At 48.1% G+C, this 15,956-nt stretch carries 12 protein-coding genes; 4 read left to right on the top strand and 8 right to left on the bottom strand.

Features of this window, described 5'->3' with window-relative positions:
- The first annotated feature begins 46 nt into the window (after window positions 1-46).
- Both LC073_RS13350 and LC073_RS13345 read left to right on the top strand, forming a co-directional pair.
- A complete protein-coding gene (locus LC073_RS13350; RefSeq protein WP_226647744.1) occupies window positions 47-922 on the top strand; it encodes a patatin-like phospholipase family protein in 876 nt (291 codons plus the stop codon).
- Entirely contained in the window at window positions 906-1,340 is a 435-nt protein-coding gene (locus LC073_RS13345; RefSeq protein WP_226647743.1) for a nuclear transport factor 2 family protein, read from the top strand. The genes LC073_RS13350 and LC073_RS13345 overlap by 17 nt, the downstream gene beginning before the upstream one ends.
- Before the next feature lie 43 nt (window positions 1,341-1,383).
- Here LC073_RS13345 and LC073_RS13340 read toward each other — a convergent pair whose 3' ends face one another.
- The 5 genes from LC073_RS13340 to LC073_RS13320 all read right to left on the bottom strand — a co-directional run bounded on the left by LC073_RS13340 (window position 1,384) and on the right by LC073_RS13320 (window position 7,262).
- A complete protein-coding gene (locus tag LC073_RS13340) occupies window positions 1,384-2,382 on the bottom strand; it encodes an endo alpha-1,4 polygalactosaminidase (RefSeq protein ID WP_226647742.1) in 999 nt (332 codons plus the stop codon).
- Between the two features lie 175 nt (window positions 2,383-2,557).
- Complete coding sequence (gene hrpB / locus LC073_RS13335) at window positions 2,558-5,134, bottom strand: ATP-dependent helicase HrpB (protein ID WP_226647741.1); 2,577 nt, start codon at window positions 5,132-5,134, stop codon at window positions 2,558-2,560.
- Window positions 5,135-5,360: 226 nt separating this feature from the next.
- Window positions 5,361-6,029, bottom strand: coding sequence for a pyroglutamyl-peptidase I (gene pcp, locus LC073_RS13330; protein ID WP_226647740.1), 669 nt, complete (start codon window positions 6,027-6,029; stop codon window positions 5,361-5,363).
- Between the two features lie 95 nt (window positions 6,030-6,124).
- Window positions 6,125-6,544 (bottom strand): ester cyclase, encoded by a 420-nt coding sequence (locus tag LC073_RS13325; protein WP_226647739.1) that lies wholly within the window; start codon window positions 6,542-6,544, stop codon window positions 6,125-6,127.
- A gap of 262 nt (window positions 6,545-6,806) precedes the next feature.
- The gene (locus LC073_RS13320) at window positions 6,807-7,262 is read right to left on the bottom strand and encodes a hypothetical protein (RefSeq protein WP_226647738.1); all 456 of its coding nucleotides are present in this window, start codon (window positions 7,260-7,262) and stop codon (window positions 6,807-6,809) included.
- A 550-nt stretch (window positions 7,263-7,812) separates the two neighbouring features.
- On the opposite strand from LC073_RS13320, the gene LC073_RS13315 reads away from it, so the two are divergent.
- Window positions 7,813-7,950 carry a hypothetical protein gene (locus LC073_RS13315; protein ID WP_226647737.1) on the top strand — a complete coding sequence of 46 codons (138 nt, stop codon included), beginning with the start codon at window positions 7,813-7,815 and terminating at the stop codon, window positions 7,948-7,950.
- On the opposite strand, the gene LC073_RS13310 is transcribed toward LC073_RS13315, so the two are convergent.
- From LC073_RS13310 to LC073_RS13300, 3 genes are all read right to left on the bottom strand, one after another.
- Window positions 7,942-8,220 carry a hypothetical protein gene (locus LC073_RS13310; RefSeq protein ID WP_226647736.1) on the bottom strand — a complete coding sequence of 93 codons (279 nt, stop codon included), beginning with the start codon at window positions 8,218-8,220 and terminating at the stop codon, window positions 7,942-7,944. The genes LC073_RS13315 and LC073_RS13310 overlap by 9 nt on opposite strands.
- Before the next feature lie 484 nt (window positions 8,221-8,704).
- Complete coding sequence (locus tag LC073_RS13305) at window positions 8,705-9,160, bottom strand: hypothetical protein (RefSeq protein WP_226647735.1); 456 nt, start codon at window positions 9,158-9,160, stop codon at window positions 8,705-8,707.
- 277 nt (window positions 9,161-9,437) lie between these two features.
- Window positions 9,438-10,517, bottom strand: a complete 1,080-nt coding sequence (locus tag LC073_RS13300; RefSeq protein ID WP_226647734.1) for a 3-deoxy-7-phosphoheptulonate synthase — start codon at window positions 10,515-10,517, stop codon at window positions 9,438-9,440.
- Between the two features lie 1,095 nt (window positions 10,518-11,612).
- Here LC073_RS13300 and LC073_RS13295 point away from each other — a divergent pair.
- On the top strand, window positions 11,613-15,155 hold the full coding sequence (locus LC073_RS13295) for a sialate O-acetylesterase (RefSeq protein ID WP_226647733.1): 3,543 nt from the start codon (window positions 11,613-11,615) through the stop codon (window positions 15,153-15,155).
- The last annotated feature ends 801 nt before the right edge of the window (window positions 15,156-15,956 follow it).

Here is a 15,956-nt window from a genome sequence, read left to right as displayed (position 1 = left end):
TGTAGGTTTGGGAGAGTGATTAGCCTATTGAACAGGAAAGGGACGCATGTTTGATCAGGTTGTTTTTGCCGGTGGTGGCGGGCGCTGTACCTGGCAAATCGGATTTTGGGAGTCTGTTGCCGGTGAAATCGGGCTGTCGCCGAGGCGGGTAACTGCGGTATCCGCTGGCGGGCTGATGGCAAGCCTGATCCTGATGGGGCGAATTGAAGAGGGCCGGGAGCACTTCTGGTCGGCTTTTGCCGCCAATCGTAAGAATGCTTATTGGGGCAACCTGGTAAAGAAAGAGCGGGTGTTTCCACAGTATGGGATTTTTCGCAATGCCATGTTGGAGCTGTTTCGCGATGGTATGCAGCCATTGCGTGCGGCCGCCGATCTGCAAATTGGTATTGTCCACCCCCCGCGCCTTTTACCTGCCGGGCTGGCATTTGGTGTTGGCGCATTGGCCTATTACACCGATAAGCATTTGCTGCGCAGTCTGCACCCGAAGATAGCCCTGGGCCTTGGTTTTAAACAGAACTTCTATCGTGCACAGGATTGCCAGAGTGTTGAGGAGTTGGTGGAGCTCATTCTCTGCTCGTCCTGCACGCCGCCGTTCACGCCGCGTTTGCGCCGGTCCGGCGCTCCCGTTCTCGATGGTGGGGTGGTGGACAATATCCCGGTAGCTGGGCTGGACAGTGGGACGGGCCGGGTGTTGATACTGCTCAGCCGCTGCTATCCCCGCTATCCAAACTGCTTTACCAGTCGTCATGGGGAGCAGCTGTGGACCTATGTGCAACCCTCGCAGCCGCCCTTTATCAGTGTTTGGGATTACACCAATCCCGAATTGGCGCAAAAGACTTATGAGCTCGGTCGTGCCGATGGCCGGGAGTTTTTACAAAAACACATGCTTGAACAGGAGATGCTCAATGAGCAATACCAATAATCCAATAGCGGAGTCAATCGCTCTGTGGCACGAGATGGTTGCGGAGCGGGACCTCAGTCGGCTGCCCACGATCGTTGCGGAGGATGCGGTTTTCCGCTCACCGGCGTTCTTTAAGCCTTACCACAGCGCTGCAGCAGTCTGCCTGATCCTCAATACGGTAATGCAGGTATTTGAAAGCTTTGAATACGATCGCAGCTTCTCCACGGAGTCAGGCCGCGATCTGGCATTGGAGTTTAAGGCCAGCATCGGTGACAAGAGCCTTAAAGGGCTGGATATCATTCGCTTTGATGAGAATGGCAAGATCGTGGAGTTTGAGGTGATGATACGTCCCCTCAACGCCCTGCAGAAGCTGGCGGAAGAGATGTCCGGCCGCTTGTCCCAGTATGTGACTCAGTACAAGGACGCCCAGCCGGCTTGATTTCCAATCTCCACCCATCCAGTTGATGGGTGGAGGTTTACGTTTATTCTTCAGTTTCGAGGGAATCGAAATACTCAAATACGTCGACGCCATCCATATAAGCACCATCGAAACCCGCATCTACGATCTTGAAGATATAGGAGCTGTTGTTGCCATAGATAATGTCCTGCCAGCCGGCTTTCCAGTACTCCACGTAATAGTTGCCCGATCGATCAATTTCATCTAGCAGCCAGGCCGGTGGATTGGTGGGCCAAGAGTCTTGCCAGTAGTAGCGGTTACTCTGGGCCATGCCAATATTGACATAGGCCATCAACAGGCGACGTCTGCCGTTGCTCTTCTTTTTTAATTGCTTGATCTGCTCTTCGGTATAAGGCTGGTTATCCTTAAAGAATAAGTCGATGATCAGCAGGTCGTAGTCGGTTTCGGATAACTCGTCCACGAATTCCTGGGGTGTGGAGAAGTCCGTAGTATTGGTGATATTGAGGAAATTTTTGACCTCTTCCAGCTTATCAATGTCGTCATTGTTCACATTGAAAGGTTTTTCCGGGTAGGAAGGAATATTGTTCAGAAGCGTATTGTCGGCGGCGAAGGAGACGTAGCCGGCTTTCTCGTTCTCCTCGTAAGACTCTTTAACCTTGTCTTCGCTATAGGCGTAATCGGTCACCAGGATTTCACGGCCTTTCTCCTTGGCCAAGTTGAGATAGTCCTGCAGGCGCTTGCTTTCAGTTTCGCTGGTGGGCTGGTCTACCTTACCGTTCTGCCCAAAGAAGACCGCCTCCTGGGCGATACCATCGGTGGCGTTCACATAGGCGTCATCTACCGGGCCATTGGTCCTTGTATTGGTGGTGATCAGCTCAATACCGTTTTGCGGGACGATAATAAAGTCGCGGTCAAGGCCCTTTGCATACTCGCTGATATCCGCCACAAACAGGCGCATTTCCTGATCGTAATCGATATTTGCGGGGATAATGATGTCGGGTAAATCATCACTACAGCCGAGAAAGAGTAGTGGACTGAAAAGTAACGCTAACTTCCGGTGCAAGGTCGTTCTCCAACTAAATGTATGGATAAGTTTAGATGTTATGTCTGTTAATGACTTATTGGCAGAAAAGTACAGATATTGTTCCCCGTTGGCAAATGCCAACTTAAATTGCTGCAACTTAGTGGGTGATTGCTGAATACCTACTTAACAGGGGTTTATAAGCCTGCTTTGTGGCTTAGGGGCCCCTGGGGTTGTCCATTCTTTTTTTGGTCTTGTTGGTGGCGATCGCAGTGCGTGGGTCATCTGGCCAGTAGTGCTTCTGGTATTTGATACGCAATTCTTTTTTGACCTCTTCGTAGGTGCTTGCCCAAAAATTAGCCAGGTCTCGGGTGATCTGTACCGGGCGACGAGCCGGGGAGAGCAGGTGAATCATCAGTGGGTAGCGCCCGTGCAAGATTGCCGGAGTCTGTGCCAGGCCAAAGAGTTCCTGTAGGCGCACGGCCAGGATTGGCGGGGATGCCTCGTAGTCGATGTCGATGCGCGAGCCGCTGGGGACGTTGTAGTGGCTGGGTGCCAGCTCATCGATCTGCTGAATATGGGCCCAGTCGAGTTGTGCACGAAGAATATTGAGTAGGTCCAGCTGCTTGAGCTGCTCCAACTTATTGAAGCCATGTAGGTGCGGTAATAGCCAGTTCTCAAGTTCCTGCAACAGCGCATCATCACTCCAGTCGGGTAGCGGAGTGCCTCCCAGTAGAGATTTACTGCTTTCCTCTGTTCGCAAAAATTCCACGCGTGCGCGAAATTGCAGGGCTTCTTTACTCCAGGGCAATAGAGAAAGCCCTTTTTGGCGAATAGCATCGAGTAGTGCCCGGCTCAATAATTCTGCTGGAATATCTTTGGCGACTTGTTGTTGCAACACTAGTTTGCCTAGTGTGACCTGCTCCAGGGCCTCTGCGCGCCCGGCCGTATCGTCCCAGCGAATAGCAGTACTTCGTTCAATTTGGTCAGCAAAGCAGCGGTGTATCGCACCCTCTGAAATTTGAGCGGCTAGCTGTATTCGCGCATCGCGCCCCTGGCCATCTAGTTCGGCAATGACGAGGAAGTCGCTCAGCGCTAGGGCATCATCGTGGGAGAAGTGTGCCCCTCGGCCGCTACAGAGCAGGAAGCGGCGGCCTCTGTCGTTGCGGTTTTTTGCGATCCTATCGGGGTAGGCAAGCCCCAGTAGCGCTCCTATCGCGTCGGCTTGGTCAATACTTTCGCTATTTTGTGGCTCTTGCGCTTCGAAATTCTGTAATTGAGCCTGCCAGGTTTTGGCCTGCTGGCGGATTCGCTGCACCGCACCGCGATCGACACTTTGGCCTTTGGCAAGGCCTTGTAGTACCTCGATACGCTTGCTGATATCTCTGTCCCAGCGCGCTTCACCCCGGAAGATATCCCGCTCCGATAGCAAAGCTGCCAGCAGGCAGGCCTGCTGCAATAGCCGCCAATCGAGGCTGCGAAGCATCATGCGGGCGAGGCGCGGGTGGCAGCCAAGGGTAAGCATGGCGCTGCCGTGTTGAGTAATCCTGAGGTCTTGGTAGAGGGCGCCCAGTTGTTGTAAAAGTGCCTGGGCTTGAGCCAACGGGCCAGCGGGGGGAAGGTCCAGCCAGCACAGGTCGGTGGGATCACTGACTCCCCACTGGGCCAGTTCCAGTGCTAGCGGGGCCAAATCACTGCGTAAAATCTCCGGAGTGGTCTTGCCACTGAGACTGCGCTGGCGTCCCTCACTCCACAGGCGCAGGCAGTGCCCTTCGCTGAGGCGTCCGGCGCGGCCGCTGCGCTGGGTGGCAGAGGCCTGGGAAATTCGGCAGGTCTCCAGGCGATTCATACCGCTGTTGGGATCGAAGCGGGACTCCCGCATTAAACCGGAATCCACAACGATGCGAATCCCTTCAATGGTCAGGCTGGTCTCTGCCACATTGGTTGCCAGTACCACTTTGCGTTGACCGGAGGCGGTCGGAGAGATGGCCTGATCCTGCTGTTCTCGACTCAAATCTCCATAGAGTGGGGCGATAACAATGGCATCTGGAACGAGATCACTCGCAGAAGCGAGTTGATCGCGCAGTAGCTCCTCCACCTTGCGAATCTCCGCCACTCCTGGAAGAAATGCGAGCACACTGCCTGCCTCTTTGCGTAGTGCTTCGAGAATCTTGCGGCTCATAAGCGCGGGCATAGAGCGGTGATCTTCTGGCTCCTCCCGCTGGTCAAGGTAATCGATATGTACGGGGAAGCTGCGCCCCTCACTACTGACCACTGGCGCACCGCCGAGCACCCTGGCTACGGCCTTGGTTTCCAGGGTTGCTGACATCACCAGCAGCTTCAAATCTTCACGCAGATATTCCTGGGATTGCAGGCACAGCGCCAGGGACAGGTCGGCCTGCAGGCTGCGCTCATGAAATTCATCAAAAATAACCAGCGAGGTTTCTGACAGCTCCGGGTCGGACTGCAAAAGTCGGGTAAGAATTCCCTCGGTAACAACCAGGATTCGGGTTTTCTCACCTAGGCGGCGTTCCCCGCGTACTTGGTAACCCACAGTTTCCCCCAGCTTCTCTCCAAGCTGGGCAGCCATTCTTGCCGCAGCAGTGCGAGCAGCCAGGCGGCGGGGCTCCAACAGAATGATATTGCGTTGGCCCAGCCAGTCCGTGTCGAGCAAGGCAATAGGAACAACGGTGGTCTTGCCGGCACCAGGTGGAGCCTGCAGCACCACATTGTTGTGCTCATTCAGGCTTTGCAGTAACTCGGGTAGGGCGGAATAAATAGGTAACTCTGACATGGGGAGCGATTATAGCTGCTGGATAAGGCAAGTTATAAGAGGCGCCGAGCCATAGGTTGGTGAGGGGTGGGTTGGCGAGGGGGGATTGACAAGGGATAGGTGGGCTTGAGCCTTAATTGATATGATCGCCGGTTGATCAATGCTGGCCGCTAGAGCCGCCTATTCTTTGTTGCTGTATTTACAAATATTTGGGTCTGGAATCGGGATTGGTTGAGATTAAGGAACTTTAAATCTGCGGCTTGGATAGAATGGGTTCATCTATATCCTCAGTATGTCCCAACGCGGCTTCTATAGCGGCATGCACCCCGAGGGCGGCTGTCTCTCTGGACATACTGGGGGTGCCAATATTTTCTGCCAGTGCAGCTACTTGCGGTAATTGAGGAAGATGTATCCAGCCTGCGCGAATGTCCAACTGATTGGTAATAATGTAGTGAAGTACTCCGTACATCAGGTGATTGCAACAGAAGGTGGCGGCGGTGTCTGAAATGTCTGCCGGAACGCCGGCATTGCGCATTGCTTTCACCATAGCTCGAAGGGGGAGGTTGCTGCGATAGGCAACAGGGCCATTAGGGATGGTGGGCTCACCCTGCATTTCCACTCCGCGGTTATCCTTCAGTTGGTAGCGGGTTGAGTCATTTAAGTTTTGTGCGATTCTCTCAACCGTAATAATCGCACGGCCTGCATATTCTCCGAGCATTATCACAATTTGTGGATGAAGCTCTCCTATTGCAGCGGTCACAACATCAATGCTTTCGAAGAAGTTATTTGGTACGAGCAGTCCGCAGATTTCAGCATTACCGATACGGGTGCCGTCGAGCACCCGCATTACAGATTCTGCCGGATTGACTGGGGTATGGCCAAAGGGTTCAAACCCGGTTACAAGAATGTTTGTCATGGCAGTTGAGTGTTGCTCGTCATGAGATGAAATCGATGTTTGATTAAAGCCCCGATCCAATCTTCATTCCAGGTTTGGGGCTTTATTGTTGGTGATTAGCCGATCAGCCCGAGCTCTTCCAGAAATGTGTACTTATCCCAATCAACCCAGCTTTCCACCATTTTCCCGCCTTCGTACCGATCAGTATGGATACCTGTCCAGCTACTAGTTTTGCCAGTGGGATCGTATTGCATGAACTTGCCAGTATGGGTGGCTGTAATTCGCCAACGGGTGCATACATAGTCGCCTTCCTCGACCTGGAGTAAAATCTCCATCTTCACATCGGAAAATCCCTTGTGGAATTCTGTCACTAAATCCTGCCATTCTTTGAGAGATTTAGCGGAGGTTCCTCTGGAAGCATCTGGCATTTGGTGATTTTTGTAATTGGCAGATAAATAGTTTGAGGCCTCATGGGGAGTGTTGTCCCCCCATAGTTCGAGTAACTTTTTAGACGTCGCTTTATGATTGGCGGACATAGTGCTCTCCAGTCTTATGGTCGGCAAGATTTGGGTTATTAGGCAGGGCAAGCATAGTTTAAAGAAAGTGTAGAGAAAGAAAGTGTAGAGAGAGAAAAATGCCTGATAGAGGCAGAAAGATACAAACCTTTTGCTCAGGCTTATTCTGCCGAGAATGAAAATAAGGTGACGTTTCTATTTCAGGCATTCGATATCAATAAAAAAAGGGGCCTTGCGGCCCCTTCAAGTTTCCTGTTAATGCGTCATCAGTTGTCTTGCTTTGTTAGCGATAATTACTGATGCACTGATTGTATTCGCGGATATAAACCTTACCACCGTTCGCATGGTTGGCATTAGCCCTGTCTGCCGCGAAATTCATACAACCTTCAATTTGGTCGCGAGTTAGGCCGTAGTTACGAGGCATAGTACCGCGCCAATAGTAGTTAGGTGTACCGCGCCAGTAGTAGCTAGGCGTGCCACGCGAATAATAGCGAGGACGAGTATCACGCAAATACATATTTCTCGGTTGCTCATACGAACGGATACGGGTGGGCGGATTTACCGGGTAGAAATAACGACCCTGCTCGCTAAATGCATAGAACGTATTACCACTCTGATAGTAAGTTTTACCCAGTATTTGCACTGGTGAAGCGCCGGCAGGTAGCTGAGCGAGACGCTCTTGGGCTACACCATATCCCGCAAGAGAGAACAATAAGATCATTGAAAATAAATATCGCATAACATTTTCTCCTTCTCCAACTTGGCAACAAGTCTACTCAAATGTGTGTTGTGTCCCAATGTGCTCTGTTGGAAGTTTCGGTTGCTTCACCATGGGTTTTAAAGACTTCAACGAAATAAATAAAAATTAACCAATAGTAAAATTTTCTGATATTTTCCTGGGGTGCAGAAGTCGCGCTAAATGGAGATGTTCCTGTGGGATTTAAGTTCTACTTGGATGCTTAATTGACAAAAAAAGATTTATTAGGGTTATTCGTCGGGTATTTGGCTAGTGATAATGATTGTTAAGTTTTACCTGCCTAACTAGTAAAAAGTCTCACCTGGGGAAAGCTTGCGATATAAAGGTTTTGTTTTGAGTTGTTTTTTAGAATTTTTACTCTGATAAGGCGTTTGCCTAGCTGGCAGTTCATACAGGTTAATGCCTTGATAAGCTATTGATGGGGCTGACCTTTCTTAGAAACGCGAACTTTTCATGGGTAAAGTGCTGAACACTGATCATGTTGTGAATTTAAGATCCCGCTAGTCAAGCTGGTGAAGGATTCAAGGATCTGATGAGTAATCTTGCTTACACGTTATTTTCAGGTTTTGCAGCGGGGGATCATGGCCAATCCCCAAGAGTATTCTCAGGTTTTTTAAGAATTATTGATGTAGGTGGTCTCAAGGCTTTGGTTGCTTTGTTGTTAAGATAAAAGAAGCTTGTGATTGGTGTGGCATTGATTGCCGGTTACAGCGGCATGCAGGCTTGCCAGCAGCAGTTGGCAAATTCCACTAATTTCTCCTCGCCCTTCGCTATCAATAACCAGAGCCAAGTAAAGTTCTACTCGATCACCCTTACTAAGTTCTTTCTCGACTTCAATTTCACCAAAATTCAGGGCGCTTGAAAAAATGGTCTTTTGTTCAGGTTTTACTGTCTTTGGGGGAATGCCAGATAGTTGTGCCAGCATTTGGACATGAGACATCTTTTAGAGTCTCCAGCCCAGCGGGGAAAAACACAACTGGATATGGGGTGCCGCTATGGTTTCCCCTCGCAGTACCTTCATCACAAACTTCCAAGTTTCTTATATGGCCAAGTGGGAAAATCTGCAGTCTTATCCATATGATGTCCTTGGGGTCTTTGCTCCACATTGATTGATATAGGCATGAAACTTTAATCATTCCCCTTACTTTGATGAGGTGGGGAGTATTTCCGGGTAGCATCTTCACTGATCTTGCCCACAATGGTTAGTGCAGATATATCTTATTACAAAGATTCTAAAGTAGATTTCATCATACTGGTGAGGGTGTTAATTTTTGGGGTGTGAAATATCGAAATAAAAAAGACAATGATTAGTTTAAGAATCCTTCTAATGGGTTCCCAGCTTTAAAGGGCGGATGTGAAGTGTTTTTTATAATGATGCTTTGCAGAGTTCCATTAGGGATGAATGAGTATCTTGTGGGTTGCTTTTAGGCTATTGCTGGGAGTCCTGTTCTATTTGCCAGTTCAAAAAGGGAATTTTGTGCCTCTTCTAGGTGGCGGAAACTCTTCACGGTAATGCCCTCATTAGAGCTTGCATATTTGAATAACAATACCACTTGGAAGCTGTTTTGATTGCTCTTGTTCTCTTTGGAAGGGTGGTTGTAAGAAATTATTTTAAAGCCCTTAAAAATCGTGAGGGGCTTTTCTTCAGTCCAGTTGTGCCACAGTATCTGGTTTTTGGATATATATTGTTTGCTATCAAAATCAATGAAGTGATTCTTTTTGAAAGAAAATGTGATTATGGCGAGAAGGCATAGTATTGAAGTGGCGATCCAGGAGAAAGTTGAACCAGAATCCAGAGCGAAGCTAAGGCTCACAAATAGCCATATCAGTACAAAACCACCCAATATGTAAGTAATTATTTTATTAGACGGCAGTTCCATTTCTCTGCTTCTATCCTAAAACCTTTATACGGAATCCCGACATATACTGGTTATCCATCCTGCATATCTGGAAAAGTATGGGAAAATTACTTCCTATGGACGTTTTTGCAGTGAGGAGAATACTCTCACTGTGCCCTGTTGTCAGCTTTACGGTGGGTTTCAGATGGTTAATAGATACCTGAGGACAATTTATGGATACAGGATGGGATTGGCAGCTGATGTTAGGAATAAATTTCCGCCAAATAAGAGAAAGGGGGCTATTAACCCCCGAAGAATGTCAAGCTTGGAGTGTTCGCCCCTTAAGAGGTTCGCGCAATTGTTGGGCCATCCCCAATAATAGAGACTCTGTGGTTTCCCAATCAATACACTTGTCGGTGACAGAGACACCGTATTCCAAGTCATCCAAATTGGCGGGTATCTTTTGGTTACCGGCTTTCAGGTTGCTCTCCACCATAATGCCAATAATCGATTGGTTGCCATCAAGAATCTGGTGAGTCACATTATCCACCACCAGAGGCTGTAGCTCGTGGTTCTTATTGGAGTTGGCGTGGCTGCAGTCGACCATGATATTGGGGGTTATTCCGGCGCTTCGCAGTTCCTGTTCACACATGGCGACACTGACCGAATCGTAATTTGGCTTGTCATTACCTCCACGCAGCACCACGTGGCCATAAGAGTTGCCGGAAGTGTGAATAATGGCCACTTGGCCCTGCTTATTGATACCCAGGAATCGGTGGGGATTGGCGACGGACTGCAGGGCATTAATCGCCACTTCCAAGCCGCCGTCGGTACCGTTCTTAAAGCCTACGGCAGAGGATAGGCCGCTGGCCATTTCACGGTGTGTCTGGGATTCAGTGGTGCGCGCGCCAATGGCCGACCAGGAGATCAGGTCTTGCAGGTACTGGGGAGAGATTGGGTCCAACGCCTCGGTAGCGGTGGGCAGTCCCAGCTCGGCAACATCCAAGAGTAGTTTGCGGCCGATATGCAGGCCTTCCTCTATTTTGAAAGAATCGTTTAGATGGGGATCGTTGATCAAGCCCTTCCAACCAACCGTGGTGCGCGGCTTCTCAAAATAGACACGCATTACTATCAGCAGGGTATCGGAAACCTTATCTGCCACTGTCTTCAGGCGCTTGGCATAATCCATTGCTGCGTCCACATCGTGAACGGAGCAGGGCCCGATGACAACCATCAAGCGGTGGTCTTTGCGATCGAGGATATCACGCACACCGGCGCGCCCCTTGGCGACGGTCTCTTCGGCGGCATCGCTAATGGGGAGTTCTGCTTTCAGCATCTCCGGGCTGATCAGAACTTCCTGGGAGACGACATTCAGGTCGTCAAACTGCTGTGTAGTCATAGCGTCTTCTGATTACTCTGTTCCTTAGTGCCGCGCTGCACTTGCAGGCGGATGACTTATCCTACTGCGCCATAAAGAATAGGGCGAGGGTTTCATTTGCAACCAAATAATAGGCCTGTTTTTGGGATGATTGTTTGCTTTTATCCTGTGACAGTTTGGCACTTTGGCAGAATTTGGGGGAGTTTGGTTTAAGTAGGTTTGGAAAGGGGGGAAATGGCGGATACGACCTCTAACCATCCAGCTCTAGCACGTTATCTGGCTTCGGCATAGTGACATATGAAATTAAGCCTGCTGACTTTTAGAAGTATATTTTTGCCTAGCTGAGGTTTGTTGAGAGGCTGAGTGGCACCAAAGAAGAGGAGGGCTGTGATACTGGCTTGAGGCTGAATAGTCATTGTTCGGCCACGATTTTTTTTGGGGGGTGTACCGTATAAGCAGTTACGCCAACAAGATAAATTATGGTGGGGCTTGGTCTTAAAAGCCTATTGGCAGAGCTAGGTATAAAATTAAGTCGGACTATAAATTTACCAGATCAGCAACGCATTAAAATTTGGCGTGGTAGGTGAATTGATTTGACCGTAACTCTCTTAATGTAAAAATTTCCTGAGGGTTAAAAATAAACGGGTGGTAGAAAAGCCTCTATACTGCCCAGCACATTGTGTGCGGTGTTCTTCACCGTGAAGTTCAAAATTGGATGGTTGGGGAATCCTCAATTGGACCCTCAATTGGACAGGGTTAGAGCTTTTTTTGTATATCTAACTTAATCAACTCCATCACCTGAAATCTGAAAATGGTTGAAAGTCTTTTCCTGTGGTAGAGCTGGAAATAATTGGTTGAATCATCCGTTAAAGCTATTAAATCCTCCTTAACGGTACAGCGGTGGAGTATTGTCAGATAAGTCAGCAAATAAGGAGTGAAATGGCCAAGCTTGTGTGTTCTAAAAAGCTGACTGTCAAAAAATGAAGGATTATTTTACAAGTATTAAGGCGAGTTAAGCTGAAAATTTATGTAGTCAAACCAAAGAACCAGTTCACGGTATTAATCATTGTGTATCTTTACACTATGGTGTTTATTTTAGCCTTTTTTTGACAAGTAATGTTTATACAAACCAACAACAAGCTTCAATCTATAAGGGGGTTAAAAATTCCCTTTTTACTATTATTAGGTGCACTGCTTTTTGGCTGCGGCGGAGGTGGTAGTGGGGGAGGATCAACACAGCAGGAAGGTGCCGGTAGCGGTGATGATAATTCTGGAGGAGGCATTGATTCTCCCCCAGAAGCCAACAACAGTAATCACCTGCCTGTTGCTAACAACCAATCAGTCCAGATGGCTGCCCATGGTCGCCTGGCTAAATCTATTTTTCTTGCTGCGTATGATGCCGATTTGGACTCTTTACAGTATTCCATTCAAACCCAGCCGGTTCATGGCACATTAAGGGGAAGTGGACAGCGCTGGGAATACCTGCCCAAAACTGACTTTACAGGTACTGACAGCTTCTCTTATATGGCGTCTGACAGCAACGGGGCCAGCAATATTGCAACGGTTACTATTGAAGTTGCAGCAAACGATTGCACCAGTGACGTCCTTGAAGGACCTTCAGACAGTTTGTTGGTGCATGTTCCCTCCCATCTGGAATTCCGCGATGTAGCCGGTGGCAATGCCGTGGTTGTCGAGGGGACTGCGCTGACAGAAAGCGCTTCATCCGATCCAGAAGTGGAAAGCCGTACTCCGTTTATCAGCCGAAATGACTTTAACAATGCTGACATGACCATAGCCCTTCCTCAGCAAAATGATCTTGCTTCCTTTAGCTTGTCATTCAAGTTTATCCCGGATAGTGCTAATGACGATGACGTTCTAGTGCGGTCCATTGCTGATCTCACTGGCAACAATAATGCGGGCAGCTTTTATCTTGGTACCGGTAATGGTGGCGTTGTCGGTAAATTGGGCGATCAAGAAAGCCATCAGTTTTCTAATACCGAAAGCACTCTAAAGACCCATAGCTGTAATCACGTTGCGCTCATTGTCAATAATGGTCTGCTGACTGCTTATGTGAATGGTGTGGCTTCATCTGCAATAGCTATAGATCCCAAAAGCTACAATCATTTGGGAGACAAGCTGCAATTTGGGCCCTTTGCTGGAAAAATCTGGGATGTGCGTCTCTATAAGCGCGTGCTGACCCACGATGATGTCATGGCGATGGGGGGGAGCAAATGTAATGAATCCATGATCGCCACCAGCCCCTTTGATGGCTATAACAACTACCTGTGTTCAGTATATCAGTGTGAATGGTGGCCGGACGATACCGATAAGACCATGGCCAACTTCGAGCACTATATTGTGGCTCAAGACCGGGTTTGGGAGAGGAATATCTTCGAGGCCGGTATGTATGGGCAGGGTGAGCTTTGTACCTACTTTAACCACGAAGGTTCCACACGTGATCTGGAGCTAAGCGAAGGAATTAGCAATACGTTCGTTAAGGATTACACCCTGGAGAGCAAGCCACTTACCCAGGCAAATGCCCAGCACTGGATGCATGAAAACTTCCACTCCTATCAGGGTAAGCTTAGCCGGGTCACTGGCCAGTCCAGTGGAAAATATACATTGGAATCCTCCGCTAGCTGGGGGGCAGATCACAATATTCCTGGCGTTAAGGATTCACTCCTTGGCTACTATACTCTCCACCCGCATATTACTTTATGGGCTATTCAAGACTCTCCGGTTGATCACCAGTATGGCCACGAATTCAAGGGGGGCCACCAATATGGGGCTTATGTTTTCTGGTCATGGCTTACCAATTACGCGGTCAGTAAGGACCTGATGGGAGGCGTCTTCCGAGATTCCAAAAATGGGCTGAATGATCTGGAAGCAGCCAATGCTTACTTAACGGCTCAGGGTCATGACATGAAAACCCTGTTTGCAGATTTTGCAGCCCATATCACAACCTGGGATATGGTTGAGAGTGAGGCTTACCAGGCATCGGAAGAAGCTTCTTTAAGGCGTATGCTGGACGCATCTCCCGATGCCGGTACCCACGATAATAAATTCACTAAAACCTTTGACCGGCAGGGAACTGGCAATAACTGGACCGAAATGGATGCTGGTTATGTACCTGGCTCCTGGGCATTCAACGCCTTTAAGGTGGAGGGTATTACTGAAGATAGCAATTACACTATTGCCGTTAGGGCCGATGCTGAAAATAATCCGGCCCACTCAGATTTTCGTGGCCGTGCAGTGGTCTACAACCCGTCAACTGGTATCCGTGCCTATTATCCGTTTGATATAGACAGTTCGGGCAAAACCTCCGGTACCGTTGTCCCTGTACCAGCAGGTCACGAACTCTATGCTTTGGTTGTCACAACACCTGATACCTTCAGGGATTTCGAGTTCTATGATTATGACTTTGCCATCTACCCATCTGGAGGTGATGTTAATGTTAATCCAGTGGGAGGGACTCCCAATGGCGATGTTGTAAAGGTTGTAGTCATGGCAGGCCAATCCAATATGGAAGGCAACAACACTCGGCTGGATCGATTGCAGGAGCTTATTTGCCATGCTAATGCCGACTATACCTTTGGGAGTGTCGATTGTGGTTCAACGGTGATCAGCGACGAGCAGATCAGTACGCAGTTTATCGATAATGATGATTCTTTAATCGACTACAAAGAAAGGCTTGATAACGATAGTGAAGACCCAGTGGTGAAGAAGCTCGGTCAATTTCTTTGCCGTGCGGGCAGCCTGGATACTCTCCCAGGTGAAACCTGTAACAAACATGACTTCGATTTAACCGACCGTCTGTTTGCCACCATCAGCGGCTATTACTTTTCGACGAGCAACGGCTCATATGGTTACGGCTACGATGCTTGGATGCAGATGAGCTCTGCTATGGGAGTGGCCGAAGCTTATGCCGAAGGACACCTCAGCGCAGAACTTGAAAATGCAAGAGACGATGTAGCCGTACTTCAGTATCAAGGCTCATTAAGCGATGCTGGTTCTTTATCCTTCTCAGAGCGTTATGGTGCTCTGTTCCCAAATTATGGTGTGTCTACCAATCGATATGGACCGGAGCTTACTTTTGGGCACTACCTTGGTGAAGAGACAGAGGATGATCTACTGCTTCTAAAAGTGGTTCAGGGGGGCACCGACTTGCGTGTTGATTGGAAAGTACCCGGCTGTCACGATCCTGCTGCTAATCAGTGGACAAAAGATGAGCAAAGTCAGGACTCCCTTTATATCGCTATGCTGGAGAAAATTAACGCCCTGCGTGATCCGGAAGTTTTAGCCAGCTACTTTCCGCAATATAAAAATAAAACAATTGAAATCGATAGTTTTATCTGGTTTCAAGGCTGGAATGATGGGGGTAGTGAGGTAAATGAAAACAATTATGAAGCCAACCTAACCTGCTTGGTGAACGGTATACGGGAAGCACTGAATGATTATGACTTACCTATTGTCATAACCAAAAGCCACCGTGGTAACCCCAATGAGGCCATTCAGAAAGCTCAACAAAGTGTCGCAAACAACACTTTTAATGTTGAGGCCCATGACACTGATGATCTCTCTGGCTATTACCATTTTGACCCTGCGGCACATTTGGTGATAGGTAAGCGTATGAAAGAAACGCGGGATAGATTGCCCTAACTGATTTCAATTCATAGCAATGATTAGGCAGGCTAAGCTTTTCTTTTCGGAAGCTTAGTCTGCGCTCTCTGAATTCAAAAGCTTAGAAAAATCCTTTAAAATTGCCTTAACCTTGATCCATAGGGGGATAGTCGGGTGAGAGCTCTTTAAATGCTTATTAAAATCCTAAAACCTGCTTTTTTTCTTTTCAGTGCGAATATAGATTTCTTCACAATGGGCAGGCTGGGACTTAGAGGAATAGATTCCTATCTAAATAGTAAAAGTTTGTATAGTGAAGAATTCTTACTATTAAAAATTTACTTTTTGCTTAATTAGGTAGTGTATCTTCCCTTTTATTGAGGGCGGACAATAAATAGTCAATTTTATATGTTTTCCAAAAGGTAAGGTGCAGGAAAAACAGAGATATTTTTAAGTTGCACGACGCCCTGATTCGAACATATGTACCATCTAATGGTGACATTTGATCTGCAAAGTCTCACTGTCTGGTAGGGTGGTTTGTGTCTGCTTTAAAATTACCAAGAAGGATGGTATATATGGTGCCTTTAAGTTAATTATTGGATATCTATAAGGAAGTATCATTGCTAGAGGGGCATTCAGTTGAATCGTTATGAAGGGTGGTGTAGTTGGTGTAAGGTTACACCTACACAAACATGACTTTAGAGTGAATTCAGCTGGCGTGGCTAAATTGGTAAAGGATTATGCTTGAATGAGGGCACTCCGAGAGTTTATTTGTTTGTCTAGATGCGGATTTGGTATTCTCAAAAATAATTCCAAACCAAGGGTCCAGCGATCTCCAAATTT

Origin of the sequence: Microbulbifer variabilis, from assembly GCF_020524905.1 — a bacterium.
GTDB classification, from domain to species: domain Bacteria; phylum Pseudomonadota; class Gammaproteobacteria; order Pseudomonadales; family Cellvibrionaceae; genus Microbulbifer; species Microbulbifer variabilis_A.
This window is presented reverse-complemented; position numbering and strand designations above follow the sequence as displayed.

Excerpts from the sequence above, each read along its gene's own strand:
- LC073_RS13310 (WP_226647736.1), bottom strand. The coding sequence starts at position 8,220 with ATGTCTCATGTCCAAATGCTGGCACAACTATCTGGCATTCCCCCAAAG.
- pcp (WP_226647740.1), bottom strand. The coding sequence starts at position 6,029 with ATGACAAACATTCTTGTAACCGGGTTTGAACCCTTTGGCCATACCCCA.
- LC073_RS13315 (WP_226647737.1), top strand. The coding sequence starts at position 7,813 with ATGAGTAATCTTGCTTACACGTTATTTTCAGGTTTTGCAGCGGGGGAT.
- hrpB (WP_226647741.1), bottom strand. The coding sequence starts at position 5,134 with ATGTCAGAGTTACCTATTTATTCCGCCCTACCCGAGTTACTGCAAAGC.
- LC073_RS13305 (WP_226647735.1), bottom strand. The coding sequence starts at position 9,160 with ATGGAACTGCCGTCTAATAAAATAATTACTTACATATTGGGTGGTTTT.
- LC073_RS13295 (WP_226647733.1), top strand. The coding sequence starts at position 11,613 with ATGTTTATACAAACCAACAACAAGCTTCAATCTATAAGGGGGTTAAAA.
- LC073_RS13300 (WP_226647734.1), bottom strand. The coding sequence starts at position 10,517 with ATGACTACACAGCAGTTTGACGACCTGAATGTCGTCTCCCAGGAAGTT.
- LC073_RS13320 (WP_226647738.1), bottom strand. The coding sequence starts at position 7,262 with ATGCGATATTTATTTTCAATGATCTTATTGTTCTCTCTTGCGGGATAT.
- LC073_RS13345 (WP_226647743.1), top strand. The coding sequence starts at position 906 with ATGAGCAATACCAATAATCCAATAGCGGAGTCAATCGCTCTGTGGCAC.
- LC073_RS13325 (WP_226647739.1), bottom strand. The coding sequence starts at position 6,544 with ATGTCCGCCAATCATAAAGCGACGTCTAAAAAGTTACTCGAACTATGG.
- LC073_RS13350 (WP_226647744.1), top strand. The coding sequence starts at position 47 with ATGTTTGATCAGGTTGTTTTTGCCGGTGGTGGCGGGCGCTGTACCTGG.